Raw genomic sequence first — 26,099 nt, 5'->3', positions numbered from 1 at the left:
CTCTAACGGGACGCCGCTGGGCATATCCCGTTCGCCGCTATGGGAAAAATGAAAATGACGGTTGGTCGTGGTCTGCCCCGGACCCGCGACCTCGCACTTCGTCACCCTGAACTCGTTTCAGGGTCCATCAAGCCGCAAACGCTGCGCGTGGGATAGCGAACCGCCCTCGCAGCTGGTGGAATCATACCCCCGAGGCAGCCTGCATAATGGACCCTGAAACGAGTTCAGGGTGACGGAGGCGTGGACTAGAGGGTCAGTCCCGCCCCCGAAAGGTCAAAGCCCCGCTTGCAGCAGCCACTCGTGGAAGATGCGCACCGGCCGCGCTTCCAGCGACTTGGGGCGACACACGAACCAGTAGCGGTACGGGCTCTCCACCTCGATGTCGTAGACCCGCGCGAGGCGGGTATCGTGCGAGCGGCGGAAATGGTCGTCGTGCATGATTGCGATGCCCAGACCCTGCGCCGCCGCCTCCAGCACCAGCTGGCCGGAATCGAAGCGATCGACCGAGGCCGGGTCGAGATCGGGCAAGTCGATCGCGCGCTTCCACGCATCGAGGCTGTCGGGCAGGTCCTGATGGATCAGGAACGTCTGGCGCGACAGCTTCGCCTCGTCGGGCACCGGACCCAGTTCCTCGGCCAGCGCCTGCGAGGTGATCGCATAGACCTTGTTGTGATCGAGCTGCACCCGGTAATACTGCGGGTCCGGCTCCTTCGCGAGGATGATCGCAGCGTCCAGCGTATCGCCGACGCGGTCTTCCAGATGCGCGCCGGTATCGATGTCGATGTGCAGGCGCGGATGCAGCTTGCGCAGTTCCGGCAGGCGCGGGAACAGCCGCTGGCCGCCGAACAGCGAGGGCACGCCCAGATGCAGACGCAGCACCTGACCGCGATCGATCTGCGCCTCGACCGCCTCGGCCAGTTCTTCCAGCTTGGGCGCGATGGCGGTGTAGAACGCCTGCCCTTCGTCGGTCAGCTTCATCGCCTGATGCTGGCGGGTGAACAGGCGCTTGCCGGTGAAGTCCTCCAGCGCGGCCACGCGGCGCGACAGGGCCGAGGGGCTGAGCGCCAGTTCGTTGGCCGCCGCCTTGGCGGAACCGAGACGCACCACGCGCACGAAAGCTTCGAGCGCACGCAGGGGAGGTAGACGACGTACTGGCACTGTTGCGGTCTTTTCACTCGGTTATGGCCGCCGCCGGAGGGTCCGGCGACAGCGGTTACTCGGCCTCGCTCTCCAACTCTTCCACGGGCGGATGCAGGCGCAGCCGCGTCACGCGCCGCTCGTCGCCGTCCGTCACCTCGATCTTCCAGCCGCTTTCGTGGTCCAGGACCGCGCCCACTTCGGGCACTTGTCCGGCCAGCACGAAAGCCAGGCCGCCGAGAGTATCCACCGCTTCCTCGACTTCGGCCAATCGCGGGTCGATCCGCTCGGCCACATCGTCCAGTTCGGCTCGGGCGTCCGCGTCCCACATACCTGCGTCGATTGCAACCAGCAATTCCTCGGGCGCATCGTCGTGCTCGTCCTCGATCGAGCCGACGATCTCCTCCACGAGGTCCTCGATGGTGATGATGCCGTCGGTGCCGGTGTACTCGTCGATCACGACCGCAAGGTGCGTGCGCTGCGCCCGCATGTCGGCCAGCACGTCCAGCGCGCCGCGCGATTGCGGCACGTAGAGCGGCTGGCGCATCAGCGTGGTCCAGTCCTCCGGCGGCGGCGCATTGCGGGCGAGCAGCGGGAACACGTCCTTGATGTGGATCATGCCCTTGATGGCGTCGAGCGTCTCTCCATAGACCGGCATGCGGCTATGGCCGTGCTCGGCGAAGGCCTCTACCACGTCCGCCCAACTGGCCGAGGCGGGGATCGCCACGATTTCGCTGCGCGGAATGGCGACGTCGTCGGCATCGTGCTCGCTGAAATGCAGGAGGTTGCGCAGCATCTGCCGCTCGATCGGCGACAGGTCGCCGGTCAGCGCGGTGCTGGTCTCACCTTCGTGCTCGTTGATGACTTCCTCAAGCTGGGCGCGCAGGGACTGGTCGCCCTCTGCGTGGAAAAGCCGCTTGAATGCACGCCAAAGCGTGTTGGTACTGTCCCCTTCTCCGAAACCGGAGTCGGCGTGGCGGCCATTGTCGGCCATCGTACGTTTAAATCCCTGTTGCTGCAGTGCGGTCCCCATATGGGTCGGGAATGCCTAAAACTGCAAGTGCCTTTGTTTCGAGCGCTTCCATTGCCTCAGCATCCTCGTCCGAAGTCTCGTGATCGTGGCCCGCCAGATGGAGCAGGCCGTGGATGATGAGGTGAGTGGCGTGGTGTTCGACCGGAATGCCCTTCTCCGCCGCCTCGCGCGTGCAGGTTTCGCACGCCAGCGCGAGGTCGCCGAGCATTTCGGGCGGCCCGTCCTCGTCCAGATCGAGCAGCGCCGCGCGCTCCAGCATCGGGAAGGAGAGCACGTTGGTCGGCTTGTCCTTGGCACGCCATTCGCGGTTGAGGACGTGGACTTCGGCGTCGCTGGTAAACAGCAGGCTGGTGGTAAGCCGCTCGTTGTCCAACTCCGGCGCGAGGGTAACGAGGGCTTCCAGCGCGGCCTGCGCGAGGTCGGCCCAGTCGGTCGCGGGGCTCCAGGGTTCTTCGATGTCGATTTCGAGGTCCATGGATTGCGCCTTATCGCGCGGGGTGGCCGGGGTCGAGCACATCGTCGTCCCGGACTTGATCCGGGACGACGAGGGTTCAATCCCCGCGTCGGACAAACCGCCCATTGTGCCAAGGACCCGCTTGCCATACCGGGCGAGGCATGAGCCGGCTCGATTCACACCTCGAGGCAGCGCTGGAGCGCGTGACCCGCGCCGGACAGCGCCGGACCTTGCGCGCCACGACCCTGCTGCCCGGCGGCCGGATCGAGCGCGCCGGGCGCACGATGCTCGACTTCTCCAGCAACGACTACCTCGGCCTCGCGCGCCACCCGCTGCTGGTGGAGCGCTCGGCCGAGTGGGCCGCGCGGGACGGCTCAGGCTCCGGATCTTCGCGGCTGGTGACGGGAACGAGCGCGGCGCACCTCGCCCTCGAAGCCCGCATCGCCGAATTCAAGCATTGCGAAGCGGCGCTGATCTTCGCGAGCGGCTGGCAGGCCAACGCGGCGGTGATCCCGGCGCTGCTCTCCGCCATTCCGGGCGTCGCGGTATTCACCGACCGGCTGATCCACGCCTCCATGCACGCAGGGATCGCGATGGCGGGCGTGCGCCAGCACCGCTTCCGCCACAACGACCTCGACCACCTCGAAACCCTGCTCGCAGAAAAGGGCGCGGACGCTCCCGCCCGCCTGATCCTGACCGAGAGCGTGTTCTCGATGGACGGCGACCGTGCAGACATGGTGCGCCTCGCCGATGTCGCCGAGCGCCACGACGCCGCGCTGTTCGTCGACGAGGCCCATGCCACCGGCGTGCTCGGCCCCGAGGGACGCGGGCTTTCGGCTCTGGTGCCGGGCAAGGTGGACCTCGTGATGGGCACCTTCAGCAAGGCGCTGGGCGGCTTCGGTGCCTACGTGGCCGGATCGCGGGTGCTGATCGACTACCTGACCAATGCCGCGAGCGGCTTCATCTTCACCACCGCCCCGCCGCCCGCCGTGCTGGGCGCGGTGGACGCCGCGCTGGACCTGCTGCCGGGCATGGATGCCGAGCGCGCGCACCTCGCCGCACTGGGCGACCGGCTGCGCGCGGGACTGACCCGCCTCGGCCTCGATCACGGCGCGTCCTCGACCCAGATCGTGCCCGCCGTGATCGGACCGGAGAACGAGGCGATGGCTCTCTCCGCAAGGCTGGAGGCGGCGGGCTTCCTCGCCTCCGCGATCCGCCCGCCGACGGTGCCGGCCGGGACCAGCCGCCTGCGCCTAGCCCTGCGCGCCGGGCATTCGGAGGCCGGTATCGACGCCCTGCTCGCCGCGATCGAGGCGCATCGGTGAAGCTCTTGTTCGCCCACGGCTGGGGCTTCGACCACCGTTTCTGGGAACCCCTCGCCGCGCTGCTGCCCGAGCGGGCGCACGTCATCGACGATCGCGGCTACTTCGGCGCGCCGCATGCGCCTGCCGTCGAAGGCTCCTGCATCGCAGTGACGCATTCCTTCGGGACGATGCGCGTCCTCGCCGCGCCGCCGCCGGGGCTCATCGGCATCGTCGCGATCAACGGGTTCGAGCGCTTCTCCGCCGTTCCCGGCCGCCCCGGTGTCCCGGTCCGCGTGCTCGACCGCATGCTGCGCCGCTTCGAGACCGACCCGCGCGGCGTGCTGGCCGAGTTCCGCAAGACTTGCGGCTCCACCGAGGCCTTCGGAGAAATCGACCCCGAAGCGCTCGCCGCCGACCTCCTGTGCCTGCGCGACGCCGCCCCGTCGCTGCCGGACGTGCCGATACTGGCGATCCACGGCGGCGCCGACCCGCTGCTCCCGCCCGAGATGCGCGCCGCCACGTTCACCGGAGCACAGGTCCGCCGCATCGACCACGAGGCGGGCGGCCATCTCCTCCCGCAGCAAGCCCCGCAGCTGTGCGCCGCCGCCGTTCGCGGGATGCTCGCATGAGCCGCCGCGAGCGCATCCGCAGCGCCTTCGCCGCCGCACCCGACTACGACGGCCACGCCCGCATCCAGCGCGAGGTCGCCACGACCCTCGCCGCGCGCATCGCCGCGCTGGACCTTCCGCCCGCGCCGCGCGTGCTGGAGATCGGCTGCGGCACCGGCTTCCTGACCTCCGCCCTGATGGATCAGGGCATCGGCGGCGACTGGCTGGTCACCGACATTGCGCCCGAAATGGTGGAGCGTTGTCGCGCCGCCCTCCCCGCTTCCGACAACGCACGAACCCTGCGCTTCGCTACCCTCGACGGCGAGCACGGCACCCCCGAAGGCGCGCCCTTCGACCTCATCTGCTCAAGCCTTGCGGTGCAGTGGTTCGACGATACGCCCTCCGCCCTCGCCCGCCTGTCGCAGTGGCTGGCGCCCGGCGGGCACCTCGTCGTCACCACGCTGGGACCGCGCAGTTTCCACGAGTGGCGCGCCGCGCACGAGGCCGAGGGGATCGCACCCGGCACCCCCGCCTACCCCCCGGTGGAGGCTTTCGCGACGCTCTCCCCCGAAACGCTGCTGGTCGAGGACGTGACCGAAACCCACCCCGATCCGCGCGCCTTTGTGCGCGCGGTCAAGGCCATCGGCGCGGGCACCTCCGCGCCCTCGCACCGGCCTCTCAATCCGGCGCAGCTGCGCAGCGTGATGGCGCGGTTCGCCCAAAGCGGATGCAACGTCACTTACGAGGTGGTGACCTGCCACTTGCGCCGCGCCCCGACATTTCCTTACGTGAGCCCCCAATGACCCAGCGCACCCTGATCGTGACCGGCACCGATACCGGCATCGGCAAGACCGTCTTCGCCGCCGCGCTGGCGGGGGCGCTGGGCGCGCATTACTGGAAGCCGGTGCAGGCCGGGATCGAGGAGGAAGGCCCCGACGCCCAGCGCGTCGGCTTTCTCGGCGGACTGCCCGAGGGCAAGGTGCTGGCCGAAGCCTATAGCCTGACCACGCCCTGCTCCCCCCACCTCGCCGCCGAGATCGACGGCGTCACCATCGACACCGCCCGCCTAGCCCTGCCGGAAATCGATGGCCCGCTGGTGGTAGAGGGCGCGGGAGGCGCACTGGTGCCGATCTCGCGCACCGAGACTTACGCCGACCAGTTCGCCCGCTGGGGCGAGCCGGTGGTGCTGGTGGCGCGCACGATGCTGGGCACGATCAACCACTCGCTGCTTTCGATCGAGGCCCTGCGCGCGCGCGGTGTGGACGTGCTCGGCGTGGCCTTCGTCGGCGATCCGGCGGAAGACAGCGAGGCCACCATCTGCGCGATGGGCAATGTAAAACGCCTCGGCCGCCTGCCCCGCCTCGATCCGCTGACTCCCGAGACGCTGGCCGCCGCCTTTGCCGCAAACTTCCGCCTGAAGGACTTCGCGTGACGCTACCGCGTTCTGGCTCTCTGGCCGCTTCCCCCGTCTGGCACCCCTTCACCCAGCACGGGCTGGGCGAGCCGATCCCGCTCGTCACCCATGCCGAAGGCGCGCTGCTGCACACGGCGGACGGGCGCACGGTGATCGACGCGATCTCGTCCTGGTGGGTGACCACGCACGGCCACTGCCACCCACGCATCATGGCCGCCGTGGCCGAGCAGGCCCAAAAGCTCGACCAGCTGATCTTCGCGGGCTGGACGCACGACCCCGCCGAGCAGGTCGCCGCCGGGCTGACCGCGATCATGCCCAGCGAACTGACGCGGGTGTTCTTCTCCGACAGCGGCTCCACCAGCGTCGAGGTCGCGCTCAAGATGGCGCTCGGCTACTGGCATGCGCAAGGTGAAGCGCGCCATCGCATCGTGGTGATGGAGCATTCCTACCACGGCGACACCATCGGCGCGATGTCGGTGGGCGCGCGCGGGGTGTTCAACCAGCCTTACGCGCCGCTGCTGTTCGACGTTGGCCGCATCCCCTACCCAGCCGCCGGGGCCGAGCAGGATACGCTCGACGCGCTCGAAGCCCTGTGCCGCGAGGGCGACATCGCCGCGCTGATCCTGGAGCCGCTGATCCTCGGCTCGGGCGGCATGCTGGTCTACGGCCCCGAAACGCTGCGGGCGATGCGCGAGATCTGCACCCGATACGGCGTCCTGTTCATCGCCGACGAGGTGATGACCGGCTGGGGCCGCACCGGCACCCTGCTGGCCTGCGAACAGGCCGACGTGGTCCCCGACATCCTGTGCCTGTCCAAGGGCCTGACCGGCGGCTCGCTGCCGCTAGCGGTGACGATGGCGACCGAGGCGATCTTCGCCGCGCACTGGTCCACCGACCGCGCGAAGATGTTCTTCCATTCCTCCAGCTACACCGCCAACCCGCTGGCCTGCGCCGCCGCCGCCGCCAACCTCGCCATCTGGGCCGAGGAGCCGGTGCGCGAATGCATCGACGACCTCGCCCGCCGCCAGTCGGCCTGGCTGGAGAAGCTGGGCCGGTTCTGCCACTTCGACAACCCGCGCACGCTCGGCACCATCGCCGCGCTGGACATGCGCACGATGGGCAGCGGCGGCTACATGGACAGCCTCGCGCCCGAACTCATGGCCTTCTTCCGCAGCCGCGACGTGCTGCTGCGCCCGTTAGGCAATACGATTTACGTGATGCCGCCCTACTGCATCACCGACGGCCAGCTCGATGAAGTATGGAACGCCATCGGCGAGGCCGTCGTCTCGTTCTGATAGCCCGCCTGGGCACTCCCGAGCAGCGAGCATGTTGCGTTACCGCGCTGCCACATTCGGCGCCAAATGCAATTGTCGCGCAATATTGCTATTGCGAATGATACGCATTCCCGTTAGCCGCGCCTGCAATCGGGTGCCTTGCATTCGCAATCAGGGGATTTCCAATGCAGTTCAAGTTCGCATTGATGGTGGGATGCGCCACCATTCTCGGCGCCACTCCGGCCGTGGCCCAGAGCGCCGGCGATGAGGCAGGCGATGACCAGATCGTCGTCACCGGCAAGTACACGATCGAGAACAAGATCGACACCGCCACCGGCCTTGGTCTGTCGGTTCAGGAAACCCCGCAGTCGGTCTCGATCGTGACCGCACAGCGCATCCTCGACCAGAACCTGATCAGCGTTAAGGACGTGATCGTGAACGGCGTCGGCGTCGCCGTCAGCGAAGTCGATGACGTGCGCAACTCGTTCTTCGCGCGCGGCTTCGAGATCCGCAACACGCAGGTCGATGGCGTGCCCGCAGCATGGACCCTCGCCGGCGGCAACGGCGAGACGAGCATCGACGTCTCGATCTACGAGCGCGTCGAGATCGTGCGCGGCGCCACCGGCCTGCTCTCCGGCGCGGGCGACCCGTCGGCCTCGGTCAACCTCGTGCGCAAGCATGCCGACGCCACCGAGCTGACCGGCTATGCCAACGCCAGCATCGGCAGCTGGAACACCTGGCGCCTTTCCGCCGACGTCGGCGGCGCGCTGACCTCGGACGGCCGCGTGCGTGCCCGCGTCGTCGGCCGATACGAGGAAGGCGAATACTTCATGGACATCCAGGACCGCAAGAAGTGGGTCCTGTACGGCGTGGTCGAGGCCGACCTCACCGACTCCACGCTGGTGCGCGCGGGCATCAGCCACCAGGACACCAAGCCCAAGGGCGCCAGCTGGGGCTCGCTGCCCACGTTCTACACGGACGGCACCACCACCGACCTGCCACGCTCGCAGACGACGGCCGCCGACTGGACCTACTGGAACAGCACCAACCAGAACATCTACGCGACGGTGCGCCAAGGCTTCGGCGACAACTGGAACCTGACGGTCAACTACAACCGCCTGAAGAACACCGGCGACACCCAGCTGCTCTACATGTACGGCGGCGTCGACAAGGCGACCGGCACGATCGAATCCAGCAACCCGTACAAGTCCAAGGGTCTCAGCGTCCAGAACAGCTTCGACGCGCAGTTGAAGGGTGAATTCAACCTGTTCGGCCGCGACCACGAGATCGTCCTGGGCGCGCTGCACAGCGTCCTGAAGCGCCACACCGACAACTATGTCGCGCCTTACACGGAGAACAATCCGGCCTGGGGCACCGGGCTGAATTCGTGGGCCACCAACACGCCGCTCATCGGCCAGAAGGGCCTGCCCTTCCCCGAGCCCGTCTGGGGCACCACCGCCGTGCGCAACGAACAGGAGCGCATCGAGCAGACCGGCTACTACGGCGCACTGCGCATGAACATCGCCGATCCGCTCAAGGTCATCGTCGGCGGCCGTATCTCCAGCTGGAGCCAGAAGGGCTTCGCCTGGAGCGGCACCAGCGACTACGGCGATGACAATGTGTTCATCCCCTACGTCGGCGCGCTTTATGACGTCGCCTCGAACCACCGCATCTACGCCAGCTACACCAAGATCTTCCAGCCGCAGAACTTGCGCGATCGCGACCTGAACCTGCTCGACCCGCTCAACGGCAATGCCTACGAGATCGGCCTGAAGAGCAACTTCTTCGGCAACGCGCTGCAGACCTCGATCGCGCTGTTCCGCATCGAGCAGGACAATGTCGGCATCACCGACGGCGCGCCGATCCCGGTCGAAGGCAGCACGCCGATCCAGCCCTACCGCGCCGCGCAGGGCGTCACCAGCAAGGGCTTCGAGATCGAGGCCACTGGCGAGCCGATGCCGGGCTGGAACCTCAACGCCAGCTACAGCCAGTTCAAGGCCAAGGATGCCAATGGCGCCATCGCCAATCCCGACCAGCCGCGCAAGCTGCTGAAAATCTTCACCACTTACGATCTTTCCGGCCTGCTGGACGGGCTGACCGTGGGCGGCGGCGTGAACTATCGCTCCAAGGCCTACACCGACGGACTCAACCCCTACACCGGCGCGGCCTTCCGCTTCCAGCAGGGCGGCTACACGCTGGTCAGCCTGATGACGCGCTACAACGTCAGCGAGGCGCTGCAGATCCAGGGCAACCTGGAGAACCTGTTCGACAAGAAGTACTACAGCCAGATCGGCTCGTTCAGCCAGTACCGCTACGGCGCGCCGCGCAACTTCACGATCAGCGCAAACTACAAGTTCTGATCGGGGCCTATTTCTGATCGGGGCCTATTTCTGATCAGGGGCTGGCGCCCAGATCGGCTTATACTGTTTCGTCATCCCCGCGAAGGCGGGGACCCATCCGATGACCGTGCAACCTGCCACCTCAGGAGATGGGTTCCCGCCTTCGCGGGAATGACGAAACGTGTTTTCGATCGACCGCGATCGCGATCTACAACTCCATCACGCTGGGCTTGCTCGACCGTTCGATCATGCCCGTCGTGCTCTCACCATCCCACGTGTATACCGCGTGCGCCTGCTGGACGATCGGCCAGTCTTTTGGCCAGTCCGGCGGCAGCACATGCCCGCCGCGAGAGCGGGTGTTCGCGAAGGTCTGCCCTCCGATCTCCACCCGGCGCCCGTCCACCGTCTCCAGCACGCAGGACACGTCCTCGCCGCCGGTCACGAGTCGCCGCAGCCAGGGGATCACCACCGGCCGCGCTCCGGTCCGCACCCCGTTCTCGATGATCCAGCCTTCCGAATAGCTCGGCGGCTCGCCTTCCCGCGGGGGGTAGGAGTTGAAGCCGAAGGCGCGGCCGTCCGGGAACACGGCGGACTGCCAGCAATGTCCCCAGAAGCCCGCGAAGGCGCGGAAACCCGTTCGGCGGATGCGCAGGCCATTGCCGCGAAACGCGCGCTCCTCGCCGTCGATGGAAAGCGTGCCGGTACAGCGGAACAGCTGTTCGTAACGCGGGCTCATGTAGTCGCCCTGCTTGCCGCCGAGCGCCTCGGCCGCTTCGGGCAGGATCGTGCCCGGCTCCCACGGGATCGCGGCCATCTCCATGTCTACGGTGAAGGCGACCTCGCTCCATGCGGTTTCGGCGAAATCCGGGTTTTCGAGGATCTCCTGCGCACTGGTCCGCGCCACCGAGCCTTCGAAGGCGGCGGTCCAGCGGCGGAACGGCTCCGCGCATTCGAAGCGTACCGGGCCGGTCCCGCGCACTGTCGGCCTTCCCTTCGCGTCATAAGGGGAGTGCGTCTCGCCATCCCCGCGCCGCGACCACAGGCGGCCGTCGGCGAAGGCGATGTCGAGCCACAGTTCGTGCCGATCCCACTGCGCGCCGACCGCCTCGACACCCACGCGCATGGCGAAGAGGCTGCTTTCCTCTTCGATCCACACGTTGATCGCATCGCGGATGCCATCGTCGGGTTTCTCGGCCACGACGAATTCGCGATCTTGCGCAATGCCGCCAGACAGGTCGATGACCATCGCTCTCCCTCCTCGTTTCGAGGGAGATTGTCATGCCGCGCGCGCCGGGTCATCCGCGAGGCCCACGCCGGGGCGATACCTCGCCATCCCGGACTTGCTCCGGGATGGCGAAGCGTCAGGCGTAAGGCGGCTTGTGCAGCCCCTTGGGGCTGGTGGTGAAGATCTCGCAGCCGTTCTCGGTAATGCCGATCGAGTGCTCGAACTGCGCCGACAGCGACTTGTCGCGGGTCACCGCCGTCCAGCCGTCGTTGAGCAGCTTCACCGGCGGCTTGCCGAGGTTGATCATCGGTTCGATGGTCATGAACATGCCCGGCTTGAGCAGAGGCCCGGTGCCGGGGCGACCGGCATGAACCACTTCGGGCGCATCATGGAACAGGCGGCCGAGGCCGTGGCCGCAGAACTCGCGCACCACGCCGTAGCGGTTCGCCTCGGCATAAGCCTGGATGGCGGCGCCGATGTCGCCCACGCGGTTGCCGGGCTTCGCCTGCTCGATGCCGATCATCAGGCACTCGTAAGTCACATCGACCAGACGGCGCGCCTTCAGCGGCACGTCGCCGACGAGGTACATGCGGCTGGTGTCACCGTGCCAGCCATCGAGCAACGGGGTGACGTCGATATTGACGATGTCACCGTCCTTGAGCGTCTTCTCGGACGGAATGCCGTGGCAAACGACATGGTTGATCGAGATGCAGCACGAATGCGCATAGCCGCGATAGCCCAGCGTCGCCGGGACCGCCCCGCCCGCGAGGGTCAGTTCGCGCACCTTGTCGTCGATCTCGGCGGTGGAAACGCCCGGCTGCACCATCGGCGCGATTTCGTCGAGGATCTTCGCGGCGAGCGCGCCGGCGCGGCGCATGCCCTCGAAGCCGTCGGGGCCATGCAGCTTGATGGTGCCGTCGCGCAGCAGCGCTTCCTGGCCGGGCTCTACGATCTGGTATTCGGTCATCCGCCCCAGATAGCGCATCCGGGGTGAAATTGCGAGATCAGGGTTTCACCGAGAAGGCCGAGCGATACTGCGGCTTGAGCGCGGCCATCACCTTGCCCGTCACCGGCACCGTCACTTCATAGCTGCCTTCCGCGTAAGGCCCGGCCTCATAAGGCGCGACGAGCACGCCGATGCGATCGAAGGTCTTGCGGTTGGTCGAGCCCAGGATCAGGGTCTGCGCGGTCGGGTCGATGCATTCGGTGAACATCTGCCCGCTGTCGCGCTGGACCGGCTCTCCGCGCTTGCCCGCGCGCGCCTTGTCGAGCCCGTCGCAGAACGGCGTGCGCAAGGCATCGCGCAGCGCATCCTGGCTGGTGAACAAGTCCAACGGCTTGCGCGCGGTATCCGCGCCGCGATCCCACAGCAGCGTTTCGAACCCGCTCATCCCGTGCGCGCCGCCGCTGTACTGGTACATCTCGGAGGACAGCGAGAGCCAGCCCGGCAGGTCGGTGACGACCTTCCAGTCCACCTGCATCGAATGCGCGTGATAGGGGAAGCCGTCCTTGGTCATCTCCGCCTTGTCGCTGCGCGCGGAGGAGACCAGTTCGCCCTTGGTATCGTCCAGCTTGCGGTCGAGCATCGCGCGCAACCCCGGCAGCGCCGCCGCCGCATCGGGGTAGGAATAGCCGAACTCGTAAAGGTCGTTCTCCTCCTTTTCCGAACGTCCCTTCACGGCGGGCGCTTCCGAGGGCGCTTCGGTGGAGGCCATCGGCAGCGCCTCTTCGCTGGCGACCGCCGTAGCGCTCGGCAGCGGATCGCTGTCGCTCGATCCGCTGCACGCGGCGGCAGCGAAGGCCAGAACAACAACCATACCGGAGTATCGCATCAAATTTCCTCTCGCACTCAGGCTCGGGTGGAGGCTAGAGAATCAGGCCATGAGCGACAAGAACGCATTGATCCAGCCCGACCGCGGCCAGCAGGCCGTCTCCATCCACCTCATCGACAAGGATGGACTGGAGAAATTCACGAAGGGGCTCACCGTTCCCCAGCGCGCCGTGCTGGAGGCCGCGCGCTTCGACGCAAGTGCCGGGGAATACGTCATTCTTCCCGAAGGCGATGGCTGGAGCGTGGCGGCAGGCGTGGCCGACGCCGCTACCCTCGGCGGCTGGTGCATGGCGAAACTCGCCGAGAAACTGCCTGCCGGAACCTATCGCCGTGCGGGTGGAGAACCGGGCGCGGCGATCTTCGGCTGGATTCTCGGCCAGTACAGCTTCGACCGCTACAAGGCCGACGCCGAGGACCACGACCCGCGCCTGCTCCTGACCGGCGAACCCGCGCAGATCGCCGCTCTCACCGCCGAGGCAGAGGCGGTCATGCTGGTGCGCGACCTCGTCAACACCCCCGCCGAGGACATGGGGCCTGCCCAGCTGGAGGCCGAGGCCGAAGCGCTGCACAAGGCGTTCCGCGCCGAGATCCGCGTCACGCGCGGCGAGGTGCTGGAGCGCGACTTCCCGATGGTTCACGCGGTCGGCCGTGCCGCGGGCCGCAGCCACGCGCCGCGCATGATCGAACTGGAATGGGGCGACCCGAAGAATCCGCGCATCGCGATCGTCGGCAAGGGCGTGTGCTTCGATTCGGGCGGCCTCGACGTGAAGCCCAGCGCCGGGATGCTGCTGATGAAGAAGGACATGGGCGGCGCCGCGCACGCCCTCGCCCTCGCGCGCCTGATCATGAGCGCCAACCTGCCGGTGCGCCTGCACGTGCTGGTCCCGGCGGTCGAGAACGCCATTTCCGGCAATGCTTTCCGCCCTGGCGACGTCCTGCGCAGCCGCGCGGGCATCACGGTGGAGATCGGCAACACCGATGCCGAAGGCCGCCTCATCCTGGGCGATGCGCTCACCCGGGCCGGAGAGAGCGAACCCGAACTCATCATCGACTTCGCGACCCTGACCGGCGCAGCCCGCGTCGCGGTCGGCCCCGACCTCCCCGCCCTCTTCACCCGCGAGGACGCGACGGCGGATGCCCTGCTCGCGGCTGGCAAGGCGGTCGACGACCCGTGCTGGCGCCTCCCCCTGCACGAAGGCTACCGCGAGTACCTCAAGTCCGACGTCGCCGACATCAACAATGCCGGTTCCAGCGGCTTCGCAGGCGCGAGCACGGCCGCGCTGTTCCTCGACCGCTTCGTGCCCAAGGGCGTGGACTGGGCGCATTTCGACACCTTCGCCTGGCGCCCCACCGCGAAGGCGGGCCGTCCCAAGGGGGGCGAGGCGCTTGGCCTGCGCGCGGCATGGCACATGCTGAGGCAGCGTTATGGCTGAACTTGCGAAAATCCCGTGTCTCGGCTAGGCGCGCGCATCTTTGACTTTGGAGACGCACCCGCGTTGGCATCTGTGGATTCGTATACTCGCCCTGACCAGACGGACGGCATGCTGGCCATGACCGGACCGAGCGCGAGCGCCGATCCCGGCTGTCTGCCCGTCCGCGGCGACCTCGCCCACATCAAGCTGGCAGGCCGCTATTTCGTGCCGCACTACGCCGTGCCGATGCCGCGCGCGCTCAAGTCCGGCGCGATCCTGCGCGTTTTCGGCCGCGACGATGCCGACGTAATCTCCGACCTGCCTGCAGGCGAAACCTTCAACGTGCTCGACATCGCCGGAAACTGGTCCTGGGGCCAGCTCGGCGATGACGGCGCGGTCGGCTACGTAGCTCTCTCGGATCTGGAAGCGGCATGACCACCAGCGTCTTCATCGACGGTGCGGCGGGCACCACCGGCCTCGAAATCGCCGACCGGCTGGCGGGCCGTAGCGAGTTCTCGCTCATCACGCTGAGCGATGACAAGCGCAAGGACGACGCCGCGCGGGCCGAGGCGCTGAACGACGCCGACGTCGTGATCCTGTGCCTGCCCGACGATGCCGCCAAGGCCGCCGTCGGCATGATCGCCAACGATCGCACCCGCGTGATCGACGCCTCCTCCGCCCACCGCGTCGCGGCGGGCTGGACTTACGGCTTCCCCGAGATCGTCGGCCACGACACCGTCGCGCAGGCCCGCTTCGTCAGCAATCCGGGCTGCTATCCCACCGGCTTCATCGGCCTCGTCGCGCCGCTGGTCCGCGCCGGACTGCTGCCCGCCGACTGGCCCTACGTGTGCCATGCCGTGTCGGGCTACTCGGGCGGCGGCAAGGCCCTGATCGCCCGTTTCGAGGACGACACCGACATCGCCTTCCGCGCCTACGGCCTCGCGCTTGGCCACAAGCATGTGCCCGAGATGAAGGCGCAGACGGGCATCGGCCACGATCCGATCTTCGCCCCCGCCGTGGTCCCCGCCCATCGCGGTATGCTCGTCGAAGTGCCGCTGCACCTTTCGATGATGCCGCAAGCCGGTTCGCCCGACGCCCTGCGCGCCGCGCTCAGCGAGTTCTACGCCGGCAGCAAGGTCGTGAAGGTCGAGGCCGACCAGCCCGACGAACTGCTGCTGCGCGCCTCGATGGAGCCGATCGACACCCTCACCCTGCGCGTGCTGGGTGCGAAGGACGGCGCGCAGGCGCGCCTCGTCGCGATCCTCGACAACCTCGGCAAGGGCGCGAGCGGGGCTGCGGTGCAGAACCTCAACATCATGGCCGGTCTCGACGAGACTGCGGGCCTGCGCCTCTAACTCGCCAAATTCGTCATTGCGAGCAAAGCGAAGCAACCCAGGGCAGCGTAAAGCTACCCTGGGTTGCTTCGCTTTGCTCGCGATTACACGGGGATGGCGCCCGCCGCGTAAAGCGCCATGCACAATTTTCAGGCACCCATTGCCCGAATATTGAACACAACATTTCCCAAACCCGCCACCCCATATGCGACAGATTGTTTACTGACCGGGTAAATCGCCCAAATCCGGTCTTTTCGCAGGCGCACACTCGGCCTATCAGTAGCGCCACCGCATTGGCACGATTCTTGATGGGAATCGCGCGCGAGGCTTCTGGTTCCCGGACCGGTTCCCTCAAGATACAGTCCGGGTGCAAGTGCAGGGGTCCAGGCAGGCGTGAAGAAAATCGAAGCCATCATCAAGCCGTTCAAGCTCGACGAAGTGAAGGAAGCGCTGCACGAAGTCGGCGTCTCGGGCATCACCGTCACCGAGGCCAAGGGCTTCGGGCGCCAGAAGGGCCACACCGAACTCTACCGCGGCGCCGAATACGTCGTGGATTTCCTCCCCAAGGTTAAGCTCGAAGTCGTCGTGCCCGACGCGCTGGCGGAGCGCGTGGTCGAAGCCATCGCCGACGCCGCGCAGACCGGCCGCATCGGCGATGGCAAGATCTTCGTCGTCCCCGTCGAGACTGCCGTGCGCATCCGCACCGGCGAACGCGACGACGACGCGCTGTAACGACACAGGAACGGGCTGCGACGGTGGGGGCCGTCGCATTCCCTCTATAAAATCAACCCTATCCTCTTTCGGGATCGGAAGAGTAACGCTGGAGAACCAAGAAAATGGCTAGTGCAAAGGACGTCCTCAAGAAGATCAAGGACGAGGAGATCGAGTGGGTCGATCTTCGCTTCACGGACCCCAAGGGCAAGTGGCAGCACCTGACCATGGTTTCGACCGTCCTCGGCGAGGACGAGCTGGAAGACGGCCTGATGTTCGACGGTTCGTCGATCGAAGGCTGGAAGGCCATCAACGAGTCGGACATGATCCTCAAGCCCGACCTCGACGCGGTCTACACCGATCCGTTCTCGGCCACCCCGATGCTGATCCTGTTCTGCGACATCGTCGAGCCCTCGACCGGTGAACTCTACGCCCGCGACCCGCGCTCGACCGCGAAGCGTGCGGAATCGTTCGTCAAGTCGGCCGGTTTCGGCGACACCGTGTTCGTCGGCCCCGAGGCCGAGTTCTTCATGTTCGACGACGTGAAGTTCTACGACGGCTACGACGGCAACGGTTTCAAGATCGACGACATCGAACTGCCGACCAACACCAACAAGGACTACGACGTGGGCAACCTCGCTCACCGTCCGCGTGCCAAGGGTGGTTACTTCCCGGTCGCTCCGGTCGACTCGGCTGTCGACATCCGCGCCGAGATGGTCTCGACCATGATCGAGATGGGTCTGCCCTGCGACAAGCACCATCACGAAGTCGCGTCCGCTCAGCACGAACTGGGCCTGACCTTCGGCAAGCTGGTCACCACTGCCGACCGCATGCAGATCTACAAGTACGTCGTGCACATGGTCGCACAGGCTTACGGCAAGACCGCCACGTTCATGCCCAAGCCGATCATGAAGGACAACGGTTCGGGTATGCACACGCATATCTCGATCTGGAACGAGGGTGAGAACACCTTCGCCGGCAACGGCTACGCCGGTCTGTCGGAGACCTGCCTGTACTTCATCGGCGGCGTCATCAAGCACGCCAAGGCCCTCAACGCCTTCACCAACCCGACCACCAACAGCTACAAGCGCCTGGTCCCGGGTTACGAAGCACCGGTTCTGCTCGCCTACTCGGCGCGCAACCGTTCGGCCTCGTGCCGCATCCCCTACGGTGCCGGCACCAAGGCGAAGCGCGTGGAATTCCGCTTCCCCGACGCGATGGCCAACCCCTACCTGTGCTACGCTTCGCTCCTGATGGCCGGCCTCGACGGCATCAAGAACAAGATCCACCCGGGCGAAGCCATGGACAAGAACCTGTACGATCTGCCGCCGGCCGAACTCGCCGAAGTGCCGACCGTCTGCGGTTCGCTGCGTGAAGCTCTGGACGCCCTCGCGGCCGACCACGCCTTCCTTCTCGAAGGCGGCGTGTTCACCGAGGACCAGATCGAAGCCTACCTCGAACTCAAGTGGCCCGAAGTGCTGCGCTGGGAAACCACGCCGTCGGCCGTCGAGTTCGACATGTACTACAGCGCCTGATCCTTCGATCAGCGCTGGCGACACGTTCGCCGAGAGGGGGCGTCCGGAGCAATCCGGGCGCCCCTTTCGCGTTCCGGGACAACGCCCTCTTTCGTCATTGCGAGCGAAGCGAAGCAATCCGGGGCAGTGTTACGCCCCCTTGGACTGATTCGCTTCGCTCGCAATGACGACCAATGAATGCTTAGCACCTGTCATTACAAATCCGGATAACGCTACCCTCCCTCAAGAATCCACTTTCCTACAATACCGGCGTGGATGTACCTCATGCGCATCCCGCAAGAGACGGGACCGTATCTGGCGGCGTAATCGCCGTATTCACACCTATTCGGGCGCACAAAATGTAGTTGTTCTGCACGCGATACTGCGTGCGCCGTCTGTAGCGAAAGGGCACGTACATGAATCGCAAGCCGATCTTTGATGCCGTCCGCAAGATGCTGGGCCGTCCGTTCACACAGGCCGAAGTCGATGCGCTGGACAAGGCCATCGACCTTTCCACCGGCGGGTTGACCGCCAGCCTCGCCCCCGAGCCGGTCGCCGCGAATCCCCCCGCTGCGGCGACCGGCCGCGTGCTGGGCGCCGCCGGGGCCAAGCTCATCAAGAAGTGGGAGGGCTGCGCCAGGCGCCTCGCCGACGGCACTTTCGCCGCCTACCCCGACCCCGGCAGCATCGACGGCAAGCCCTGGACGATCGGCTGGGGCTCCACCGGCTCGGACGTGAAGAAGGGCGTCGTGTGGACTCAGGCGCAGTGCGATGCACGCTTCGACGTCGACATGGTCGATTACGTCAAGGAAGTGGCCGCCTTTCTCGGCTCTGCCGCGACGTCGCAGAACCAGTTCGACGCGCTCGTCTCGTTCCACTACAACACGGGCAAGATTTCGAGTTCGACGCTGGGCAAGCTGCACAAGGCGGGTGACTTCGCCGGGGCGCAGGCCCAGTTCGGCAAGTGGGTCTACAACGACGGCAAGCCGATGGCGGGGCTCAAGAACCGCCGCGCGGACGAGGCCAAACTCTACGGGACAGCATGACCGAAACGAAGACCCCCGCGCAATTGATCGACGCACGCATTGCCGAACTTGGCGACTGGCGGGGGGAGGTGCTGGCGAGGGTGCGCGCGGTGGTCCTCGCCGCGCTGCCCGAAGCGGTGGAGGAATGGAAGTGGCGCGGCGTGCCCACATGGTACGCGGGCGGCGGCATCGTCTGCACCGGGGAGACCTACAAGGCAGTGGTCAAGCTGACGTTCGCCAAGGGGGCATCGGTGCCCGATCCGACAGGACTGTTCAACGCCAGCCTCGACGGCAACGTGCGCCGCGCCATCGACATTCACGAGGGCGATGCGATCGACGAGGCGGCGTTGTCGGCGCTGCTGCGCGAGGCGGCGGCACTGAACGGGGCCAAGAAGCGGTGACAGTGCTGCACGCGAGGGGGATTCGACAAGCTCAGGGTGAGCGGAGGTAGAGTAAACCTCTCAAACCCGCTCAGGGTGAGCTTTTCGAAGCCCCCTCGGCACAATCGGTAAGGGTCAGCCCGGCACCGCACCCGTCTCCACGCCGGTCCTGTCGTGAAGGGCGAAGCGGTCGACGATGTCCGCGCTCGCCCGGTTGTAGCCGATCACTTCAACGCTGCGTCCGTCGCGCTGGAGCCGCTCAACGATCTTGTCCAGCGCGCCGACGCCCGAGATGTCCCAGAAATGCGCTGCCGAAACATCGATCACGACGTGCCCGGCGCCCGCCTCGGCCTGGAAGGCGCGGATAAAGCGGTCAACCGAAGCGAAGAATATCTGGCCCGAGACCCGGTAGATGGCGATGCCGTTCACTTCGCCGCGCTCCACCGCGAACATGCGCTGGACCTTGCCTGCGAAGAACACACCCGAAAGCAGCACCCCCGCCAGCACGCCGAGCGAGAGATCGCGCGTCGCCACGACGACGCCGACCGTCACCAGCATCACCACCGATGACGTGGGCGGATGGCGCCTGAGATTTGCGATCGAGGCCCAGCTGAACGTCCCGATCGAGACCATGATCATGACCGCGACCAGCGCGGGCATCGGCACCCGGCCGACCCACGGCCCCAGCACCGCCAGCAGGAACAGCAGGAAGGCGCCCGCAACGAAGGTGGAGAGCCTGCCGCGTCCGCCCGAGGTCACGTTGATCACCGACTGCCCGATCATCGCGCAGCCGCCCATGCCGCCGAAGACGGCCGCCACCACGTTGGCACCGCCCTGGCCGATGCACTCCGCGCGCTTGTCGCTGTCGGTCTGGGTCATGTCGTCGACGATCTGTGCGGTGAGCAGCGATTCGAGCAGGCCCACCGCCGCCATCGTCAGCGAATAGGGGGCGATGATCCGCAGTGTCTCGAAGGTCAGCGGCACTTGCGGAAGCGCGAAGCTGGGCAGGCCCTCGGGCAGCTTGCCCATGTCGGCCACGGTGTTGACCGGCAGGCCCATGCCGATGGAGATCGCCGTCAGCACCAGTATCGCCACCAGCGGCGAAGGCACGGCCTTCGTCACGCGCGGGAACAGATAGATGATCGCGAGCCCGCCCGCAACCATGGCGTAAGCCTGCCAGCCCACGTTGGTCAGTTGCGGCAACTGCGCCATGAAGATCAGCACGGCCAGTGCATTGACGAACCCGGTAATGACCGAGCGCGACACGAACTGCATGACGAGGTCGAGCCGCAGCAGGCCCGCGATGGCCTGGAACACGCCCATCAGGATGGTCGCGGCGAAGAGGTATTCGACCCCGTGATCGCGCACCAGCGGCCCGACCAGCACGGCCACGGAGGCCGTCGCCGCCGAGATCATCGCCGAGCGCCCGCCGACAAGCGCGATGACCATCGCGATGGCCACCGAGGCATAGAGGCCGACGCGCGGGTCCACTCCGGCGATGATGGAAAAGCCGATCGCCTCGGGGATCAGCGCGAGGGCGACGACGATGCCGGCGAGCACGTCGCGGTGCACGAAGGCGGCATCACCGAACCACTCCCGGCGGTAACGGGTAAGTGTGTCTGACATGGAAATTCCACAACAAGGCACGGTTACAGAACGATGGGCACTCAATGGCGCCGAAGGTTTCAGAACATGTGTGATGTTGTCCGGCGGATCGGCGGCCGGAATAGCCACCCGGAATCTCACCGGGTCCTTGCGATTGCCGCCCCGTTAGCGCAGCCGCCCGCCGGTTTGCAAGTCGGTTGCCGGTCGGGAGGCAGGCCGATTGCTGCGGAGGCATCAAAGTTGGCTGGTGGCATCGCGCATAGGGCCTGGACAAGCTCAGTCCGAGCGGGGTCAGCTTCGGCAGTGCTACGACAGCTTGCGCCCCGTGGCGGACATCGACAGGTTGGCCCGAACCGCCTAATGCTGACAAAGTGCACGTCAGGGGACTTGAGAATGCGCTTATTGCGTTGGTTTTGGAACGTGCAGATTTCAGTCAGAGCGAGAGCTCTTATAGGGATATTGTCCTTAAGCGTATGCATCGGTTTGTTGATTGCCGGGCCTTTGCTGATTGATCACATGAGCGAAAATTCCTTATTCATCAAATTCACGGCGACGATGGGAATACTCGGCATCGTGGCGGGCGTTAGTTCTGTCTCGAAGTGGATGCGTGACCGGGGAATCATACGATAGCAGCGAAGCACTTGCGGCATGCCAATCCTGTGGGCTTATGTCCGCAAACCACCCTTACCGGACATGCCACCCCCGCGCAGCCAGCACTTGCCGGAATGCCCAAAGGCGCGGCGCAGCCTTTTGTCTCAGGCCCCCTTGGCCGTTACCCCTTGGTGACGGCAGGCATTCCGTCCTTGGGACCGGTCGCGCCGTCGCCGCGGTGCGGATTGGAGACGGCGGCGGCGATCAGGCGGTCGTGTTCGGCGGTGTCGATGCGTTCCCACCCGGCGCGGCCCAGCTTTTCCATGGGGCGGTAGCGCACCTTGTACTGCATGCGCGCCGAACCCTCGACCCAGTAGCCGAGGTAGACGTAGCCCAGGCCCATTTCCTGCGAGCGGCGAACGTGGTCGAGGATGATGTAGTTGCCTAGTCCCTGCCGCTCGCTCTGCGGATCGTAGAACGAGTAGATCATCGAGAGTCCGTCGCACTGGCGGTCGGTAAGGCAGGCACCAACGAGACGGCCGGGCACGACGCCGTCGGCGGAAGGCTCGCGATATTCGATGACGTAGCTGGTGACCGGCGTGTGCTCCACCATGTCGGCGAAGTCGACCTCGTCCATCGTGGTCATCCCGCCCTCGGGGTGGCGGACCGAGAGATAGCGCTGCAGCAGTTCGAACTGCTCGCTGGTGGACCAGGGGCGGCAGACGGTGGCGACGAGGTCCGAATGCGCCTCCAGCGTGCGCTTCTGCGTGCGCGAGGCACGGAATTCGGAGGCGACGACGCGCACCGAGACGCAGGCGTTGCAGTCGATGCAGGAGGGGCGATAGGCAACGGTCTGGCTGCGGCGGAAACCGATACGGCCCAGCGCATCGTTCAGCGAATCGGCGTGAGGACCCTTGAGTTCGGTGAAGACCTTCCGCTCGCTACGGCCCGGCAGGTACGGGCACGGCGCCGGGCTCGTCACGAAAAAGCGCGGGAATCGAACGGGAGCCGTCACCTAACTGGATCTTCCTCTAGCGTTGCGGCCGGCCTTTATGTCCGTCTGCTGTCCCAAATATGCATAGCGCTGCAGCGTCTTGCGAGTCTTTTAACCACAAAAACCGACCGGTTTGCGGTGAAATCGCCCCGGACTGGCGGTATCGACCCGCCGCCGTACCAATTCGGGGCGATGGACCGATGTAATCGTTACCTCGAAGGATATACCTCCATATCGCCCGAAGCCAATCCCTTTCGACTCATTCGGTTTCGACGAGCTTCACTTCATAGCCTTCGCGGCGCAGCCCGGCGACCAGCGCCTGCAGCTGTTCCTTGTCGCGTGCCTCGCACTCGATCTCGGTGACGAGCCCCTTCGCCGGAAGGTGCGTGAAGATGCGCTGGTGGAAGACCTCGATGATGTTGACGTTGTGTTCGTGGAAAATCTTGGCGACCTTGAACAGCGCTCCGGCGCGGTCCTGCAGGCCGATGCGCAGGCGGGCAAGACGGCCCGAGCGGGCGAGGTCGCGCAGCAGCACGTTCGCCAGCAGGCGCGTGTCGATGTTGCCGCCCGACAGCACGAGGCCGACCTTGCGACCGACGAACAGCTCACGGTTGTTGATCACGGCGGCAAGGCCCGAGGCGCCCGCCCCCTCCACCAGCGTCTTCTCGATCTGCAGCAGCAGCGCCAGGGCGCTTTCGATCTGCGATTCGCTGACCAGCAGGAACTCGTCGAGCAGCGGGCGCAGCACCTTCGAGGTCATCAGCCCCGGTGCGATCACCGCGATGCCTTCCGCCAGGGTATCGCCGCCGATCGGCAGGTTGGTGCCCTTGAGCAGGTTGTACATCGAGGGATAGAGCTGCGCCTCGACGCCGATCAGGCGGATCGCCGGATTGATATCGCGGGCGACGGTGCCCATCCCCGAGGACAGCCCACCGCCGCCGACCGGCAGCACCAGCGTGTCGAGGTCGGGCACGTCCTCCAGCATCTCCAGCGCCACCGTGCCCTGTCCGGCCGCGACATTCGGATCGTCGAAGGGGTGGACGAAGGTGAGGCCGAGTTCGCCTTCCAGCTTGCGTGCGTGGGCATAGGCCTCGTCGAAGCTCTCGCCCTCCAGCACGACCTTGCCGCCCACGCTCTCCGTCTGCATGACCTTTACCGTCGGCGTGGTCTTGGGCATGACGATGGTGACGGGCACGCCGAGCCGCGTGCCGTGATAGCTGAGGCCCTGCGCATGGTTGCCGGCCGAGGCGGCGATGACGCCGCGCGCCTTCTGCTCCTCGGTCAGCAGCATCAAGGCATTGAGCGCGCCGCGTTCCTTGTAGGCGGCGGTGAATTGCAGGTTCTCGAACTTGAGCCAGATCTCGGCGCCGGTGATCGCGCTCAGGGTTGAGCTGAATAGCGTCGGCGTGCGCACGACCATGCCCGAAATTCGCTCCGCCGCCGCGCGCACGTCGGATGCGGTCAGCGGGGCGTCGGTGACGTCCGCGGGAGCGATGTTGAGCAGAGTCTGGTCCATAGACCCGCGCGCCTACCGGAAACGGCGAAGGATGGAAAGGACGTCGTGCCCGGGCGCGGGAGCTTCGACGGGCTCCGGCTGAACGGATTCGGGAGGTTTTCACTAAATTCGCTCATGCCGAGCCTGTCGAAGGGTCGCCCATGGCGGTTTGCTTTTGGCCAAAAGGCGCTAAGAACGGGCTATGACCGAAGAGACCGTCCCCGAAGCCCCTGCCGTCCCGGCCGTACCCCCGCGCAAGGTCTCGATGATCGGGCTGGGCACCATGGGCGGCGCGATCGCGCGGCATATCGCGCAGGCCGGACACGAGCTGACGATCTACAACCGCACGCCCGAGCGCGCACGCAAGTGGCGCGACGCCAACCCCGGCCTCGCCCACCGCATCGCCGCCAACCCGGCCCACGCGGCGCAGGACGCTGACGTGGTCATCACCTGCGTCGGCAACGACGACGACCTTTCCGACGTCGTGCTCGGCCCCAACGGCGTGTTCCGCATGTTGAAGCGCGGCGGCACCTTCATCGACCATACCACCGTCTCGGCGCGCATCGCGCGGCAGATCTCGGTGGAGGCGCGCGACCTCAAGATCCACTGCGTCGATGCGCCGATGACCGGATCGCAGATCGGCGCGGAGAACGGCACCCTCACCCTGATGTGCGGCGGCCGCGACGATGCGCTCGAAGCCGCGCGCCCCATCATGGAGAGCTACTCCAGCCGCATCGTCCACGTCGGCAAGGCGGGCTCGGGGCAGATCGCCAAGATGGCCAACCAGATCTGCATCGCCGGCAATGTCGCCGCCTTGGCGGAGGCGGTGCGGTTCGCGCAGGCATCGCACCTCGACATGGACAAGGTCTACGAGGCGATTTCGGGCGGCGCCGCGCAGTCGTGGCAGATGGACAACCGCTGGAAGACCATGGACGCGGGCGAGTTCGACTTCGGCCTCGCGATCGACTGGATGCGCAAGGACCTCGGCCTCAGCCTGGAGGAAGGCCGCGGGCTCGGCGTCTCGCTGCCGGTGGCGGCGCTGGTCGACCAGTTCTTCTCCGACATACAGGCGCAGGGCGGCGGGCGACTCGACACGAGCGCCATCATCAAGCGGCTCCCCCAGAAGGGTAAATCGTGAATTCATGGATTGCGGCAGCGGCCACGCTGCTTTCGGGTACGGCGCTGGCATCTCCGGCGCTGGCCGACGTGCTCGTGGACAACGTCGAGGGCGTCACCCCTGACGGCAAGGGCGGCGTGGAGCGCTTCGAGGGCTTCCTAATCGACCCGGAAGGGAAAGTCGCCCAAGTCTTCCACAAGGGCGACAAGCGCCCCAAGAAGGTGGAATACAAGGTCGACGGCAAGGGCCGCATCCTCGTGCCCGGCATGATCGACGCGCATGGTCACGTCATGGCGACCGGATTCGCAAAGATGACGCTCGACCTGTCGATGACGAAGTCGCTCGACGAAGCGCTCTCGCGCATCGCCGCGTGGACCGCCGCGCATCCCGAGGCGCCGTGGATTCTCGGCGGCGGCTGGAATCAGGCGAGCTGGGGGCTGGACCGCATGCCCACCGCCGCCGAACTCGACACGGTGACCGGCGGCAAGCCCGCGTGGCTCACCCGCATCGACGGCCACGCGGGCTGGGCCAACTCCGCCGCGCTTGCGGCAGCAGGCGTTACCGCCACAACGGCAGACCCGGCAGGCGGCGAAGTGCTGCGTGTCGCGGGGTCGAAGGCTCCGGCGGGCGTGCTGATCGATGCCGCCACCGCCCTCGTCGAGAAGAAGCGCCCCAGGCCGCGCCCCGAGGATGCCGATACCGCGTTCGGCGAGGCGCAGCTGCAGTTCCTGGCGGCGGGCGTCACCACCGTCGCCGACATGGGCACCTCGATCGAGGACTGGCAGACCTTCCGCCGCGCCTCCGACAAGCACCAGCTGCGCATGCGCGTGGTCGCCTATGCGGGCGGGATCGAGGCGATGACGCTGATCGGCGGCCCCGGCCCGACGCCGTGGATCGACGACGACCGGCTCAAGATGAACGGCGTGAAGCTCTACCTAGACGGCGCGCTGGGCTCGCGCGGGGCGTGGCTCAAGGCACCTTACGCCGACGATGCGAGCACCAAGGGCCTGCCGCAGATGAGCCAGACCCAGCTCGGCAACCTGATGAGCCGCGCGGCGATGGACGGCTTCCAGGTCGCGGTCCACGCCATCGGCGACGAGGCCAATGCCACGGTGCTCGATTCGATCGAGGAACTGTCGCAGACCTACAAGGGCGATCGCCGCTGGCGCATCGAACATGCGCAGATCGTCGATCCCGCCGACATCCCCCGCTTCGGCCGCAATGGCGTGATCGCCAGCATGCAGCCGCAGCACGAAGCCTCCGACCGCGTCATGGCCGAGGCGCGCCTCGGCCCGCAGCGGC

The 26,099-nt window shown here is 66.6% G+C and carries 24 protein-coding genes and 1 other annotated feature; of the genes, 15 read left to right on the top strand and 9 right to left on the bottom strand.

Going from position 1 to position 26,099, the window contains the following annotated elements; all coding sequences use genetic code 11:
* Nucleotides 1-273 precede the first annotated feature (273 nt).
* From ACODRZ_RS20845 to ybeY, 3 genes are read right to left on the bottom strand one after another with little or no spacing between them, the layout of a single operon-like run.
* Nucleotides 274-1,158 (bottom strand): LysR substrate-binding domain-containing protein, encoded by an 885-nt coding sequence (locus ACODRZ_RS20845; protein WP_172705104.1) that lies wholly within the window; start codon nucleotides 1,156-1,158, stop codon nucleotides 274-276.
* Nucleotides 1,159-1,213: 55 nt separating this feature from the next.
* The gene (locus tag ACODRZ_RS20840; protein WP_488972508.1) at nucleotides 1,214-2,131 is read right to left on the bottom strand and encodes a hemolysin family protein; all 918 of its coding nucleotides are present in this window, start codon (nucleotides 2,129-2,131) and stop codon (nucleotides 1,214-1,216) included.
* A gap of 7 nt (nucleotides 2,132-2,138) precedes the next feature.
* On the bottom strand, nucleotides 2,139-2,645 hold the full coding sequence (gene ybeY / locus ACODRZ_RS20835) for an rRNA maturation RNase YbeY (protein ID WP_488972507.1): 507 nt from the start codon (nucleotides 2,643-2,645) through the stop codon (nucleotides 2,139-2,141).
* Nucleotides 2,646-2,785: 140 nt separating this feature from the next.
* Between ybeY and ACODRZ_RS20830 the strand changes: the two genes are divergently transcribed.
* The 6 genes from ACODRZ_RS20830 to ACODRZ_RS20805 all read left to right on the top strand — a co-directional run bounded on the left by ACODRZ_RS20830 (nucleotide 2,786) and on the right by ACODRZ_RS20805 (nucleotide 9,584).
* Nucleotides 2,786-3,949 carry an aminotransferase class I/II-fold pyridoxal phosphate-dependent enzyme gene (locus tag ACODRZ_RS20830; protein WP_488972506.1) on the top strand — a complete coding sequence of 388 codons (1,164 nt, stop codon included), beginning with the start codon at nucleotides 2,786-2,788 and terminating at the stop codon, nucleotides 3,947-3,949.
* Nucleotides 3,946-4,557, top strand: a complete 612-nt coding sequence (locus ACODRZ_RS20825) for an alpha/beta fold hydrolase (protein WP_488972505.1) — start codon at nucleotides 3,946-3,948, stop codon at nucleotides 4,555-4,557. Before ACODRZ_RS20830 ends, ACODRZ_RS20825 begins: the two co-directional genes overlap by 4 nt.
* Nucleotides 4,554-5,339, top strand: a complete 786-nt coding sequence (locus ACODRZ_RS20820) for a methyltransferase domain-containing protein (RefSeq protein WP_488972504.1) — start codon at nucleotides 4,554-4,556, stop codon at nucleotides 5,337-5,339. Before ACODRZ_RS20825 ends, ACODRZ_RS20820 begins: the two co-directional genes overlap by 4 nt.
* The gene (gene bioD / locus ACODRZ_RS20815) at nucleotides 5,336-5,968 is read left to right on the top strand and encodes a dethiobiotin synthase (RefSeq protein ID WP_488972503.1); all 633 of its coding nucleotides are present in this window, start codon (nucleotides 5,336-5,338) and stop codon (nucleotides 5,966-5,968) included. The genes ACODRZ_RS20820 and bioD overlap by 4 nt, the downstream gene beginning before the upstream one ends.
* Nucleotides 5,969-5,988: 20 nt before the next feature.
* A complete protein-coding gene (locus tag ACODRZ_RS20810) occupies nucleotides 5,989-7,245 on the top strand; it encodes an adenosylmethionine--8-amino-7-oxononanoate transaminase (protein ID WP_488972530.1) in 1,257 nt (418 codons plus the stop codon).
* A 164-nt stretch (nucleotides 7,246-7,409) separates the two neighbouring features.
* Nucleotides 7,410-9,584 (top strand): TonB-dependent siderophore receptor, encoded by a 2,175-nt coding sequence (locus ACODRZ_RS20805; protein WP_488972502.1) that lies wholly within the window; start codon nucleotides 7,410-7,412, stop codon nucleotides 9,582-9,584.
* A gap of 187 nt (nucleotides 9,585-9,771) precedes the next feature.
* Here the strand turns inward: ACODRZ_RS20805 and ACODRZ_RS20800 are convergent, their stop codons facing one another.
* The 3 genes from ACODRZ_RS20800 to ACODRZ_RS20790 form a co-directional block, all read right to left on the bottom strand.
* Nucleotides 9,772-10,809, bottom strand: coding sequence for a DUF7064 domain-containing protein (locus tag ACODRZ_RS20800; RefSeq protein ID WP_488972501.1), 1,038 nt, complete (start codon nucleotides 10,807-10,809; stop codon nucleotides 9,772-9,774).
* A gap of 115 nt (nucleotides 10,810-10,924) precedes the next feature.
* Nucleotides 10,925-11,755 carry a type I methionyl aminopeptidase gene (gene map, locus ACODRZ_RS20795; protein ID WP_488972500.1) on the bottom strand — a complete coding sequence of 277 codons (831 nt, stop codon included), beginning with the start codon at nucleotides 11,753-11,755 and terminating at the stop codon, nucleotides 10,925-10,927.
* Nucleotides 11,756-11,792: 37 nt separating this feature from the next.
* Nucleotides 11,793-12,620, bottom strand: a complete 828-nt coding sequence (locus tag ACODRZ_RS20790) for a DUF4163 domain-containing protein (protein WP_488972499.1) — start codon at nucleotides 12,618-12,620, stop codon at nucleotides 11,793-11,795.
* A 49-nt stretch (nucleotides 12,621-12,669) separates the two neighbouring features.
* Here ACODRZ_RS20790 and ACODRZ_RS20785 point away from each other — a divergent pair, with 49 nt between their 5' ends.
* The 7 genes from ACODRZ_RS20785 to ACODRZ_RS20755 all read left to right on the top strand — a co-directional run bounded on the left by ACODRZ_RS20785 (nucleotide 12,670) and on the right by ACODRZ_RS20755 (nucleotide 19,016).
* Complete coding sequence (locus tag ACODRZ_RS20785) at nucleotides 12,670-14,052, top strand: leucyl aminopeptidase family protein (protein ID WP_488972498.1); 1,383 nt, start codon at nucleotides 12,670-12,672, stop codon at nucleotides 14,050-14,052.
* A 108-nt stretch (nucleotides 14,053-14,160) separates the two neighbouring features.
* Complete coding sequence (locus tag ACODRZ_RS20780) at nucleotides 14,161-14,466, top strand: SH3 domain-containing protein (RefSeq protein ID WP_488972497.1); 306 nt, start codon at nucleotides 14,161-14,163, stop codon at nucleotides 14,464-14,466.
* Entirely contained in the window at nucleotides 14,463-15,386 is a 924-nt protein-coding gene (gene argC, locus ACODRZ_RS20775) for an N-acetyl-gamma-glutamyl-phosphate reductase (protein WP_488972496.1), read from the top strand. Before ACODRZ_RS20780 ends, argC begins: the two co-directional genes overlap by 4 nt.
* Before the next feature lie 372 nt (nucleotides 15,387-15,758).
* Nucleotides 15,759-16,097 carry a P-II family nitrogen regulator gene (locus ACODRZ_RS20770; protein ID WP_008832116.1) on the top strand — a complete coding sequence of 113 codons (339 nt, stop codon included), beginning with the start codon at nucleotides 15,759-15,761 and terminating at the stop codon, nucleotides 16,095-16,097.
* Between the two features lie 104 nt (nucleotides 16,098-16,201).
* Nucleotides 16,202-17,611, top strand: a complete 1,410-nt coding sequence (gene glnA / locus ACODRZ_RS20765) for a type I glutamate--ammonia ligase (RefSeq protein ID WP_488972495.1) — start codon at nucleotides 16,202-16,204, stop codon at nucleotides 17,609-17,611.
* Between the two features lie 395 nt (nucleotides 17,612-18,006).
* Complete coding sequence (locus ACODRZ_RS20760) at nucleotides 18,007-18,636, top strand: lysozyme (RefSeq protein ID WP_488972494.1); 630 nt, start codon at nucleotides 18,007-18,009, stop codon at nucleotides 18,634-18,636.
* Nucleotides 18,633-19,016, top strand: coding sequence for a DUF1801 domain-containing protein (locus ACODRZ_RS20755; protein WP_488972493.1), 384 nt, complete (start codon nucleotides 18,633-18,635; stop codon nucleotides 19,014-19,016). Before ACODRZ_RS20760 ends, ACODRZ_RS20755 begins: the two co-directional genes overlap by 4 nt.
* Before the next feature lie 114 nt (nucleotides 19,017-19,130).
* Here ACODRZ_RS20755 and ACODRZ_RS20750 read toward each other — a convergent pair whose 3' ends face one another.
* The 3 genes from ACODRZ_RS20750 to ACODRZ_RS20740 all read right to left on the bottom strand — a co-directional run bounded on the left by ACODRZ_RS20750 (nucleotide 19,131) and on the right by ACODRZ_RS20740 (nucleotide 23,701).
* The gene (locus tag ACODRZ_RS20750) at nucleotides 19,131-20,621 is read right to left on the bottom strand and encodes a SulP family inorganic anion transporter (protein WP_488972492.1); all 1,491 of its coding nucleotides are present in this window, start codon (nucleotides 20,619-20,621) and stop codon (nucleotides 19,131-19,133) included.
* A gap of 74 nt (nucleotides 20,622-20,695) precedes the next feature.
* Nucleotides 20,696-20,751: a sequence feature (sul1 is cis-regulatory element that is thought to sense ions involved in sulfur or methionine metabolism; They are found in Alphaproteobacteria), on the bottom strand.
* Nucleotides 20,752-21,372: 621 nt separating this feature from the next.
* Nucleotides 21,373-22,206 (bottom strand): arginyltransferase, encoded by an 834-nt coding sequence (locus ACODRZ_RS20745; RefSeq protein WP_488972491.1) that lies wholly within the window; start codon nucleotides 22,204-22,206, stop codon nucleotides 21,373-21,375.
* A 238-nt stretch (nucleotides 22,207-22,444) separates the two neighbouring features.
* Nucleotides 22,445-23,701, bottom strand: a complete 1,257-nt coding sequence (locus tag ACODRZ_RS20740) for a threonine ammonia-lyase (protein ID WP_488972490.1) — start codon at nucleotides 23,699-23,701, stop codon at nucleotides 22,445-22,447.
* A 181-nt stretch (nucleotides 23,702-23,882) separates the two neighbouring features.
* Here ACODRZ_RS20740 and ACODRZ_RS20735 point away from each other — a divergent pair, with 181 nt between their 5' ends.
* Nucleotides 23,883-24,818: an NAD(P)-dependent oxidoreductase gene (locus ACODRZ_RS20735; protein WP_488972489.1), complete on the top strand. Its 936-nt coding sequence runs from the start codon at nucleotides 23,883-23,885 to the stop codon at nucleotides 24,816-24,818.
* The coding region (locus ACODRZ_RS20730; RefSeq protein ID WP_488986233.1) for an amidohydrolase at nucleotides 24,815-26,099 on the top strand (1,285 nt) is incomplete at its 3' end. The genes ACODRZ_RS20735 and ACODRZ_RS20730, both read left to right, overlap by 4 nt.

This window comes from Novosphingobium sp. FG90, from assembly GCF_057808725.1.
Note: the sequence above shows the minus strand (reverse complement) of the source record. Positions and strands in the feature narration are given on the sequence as shown.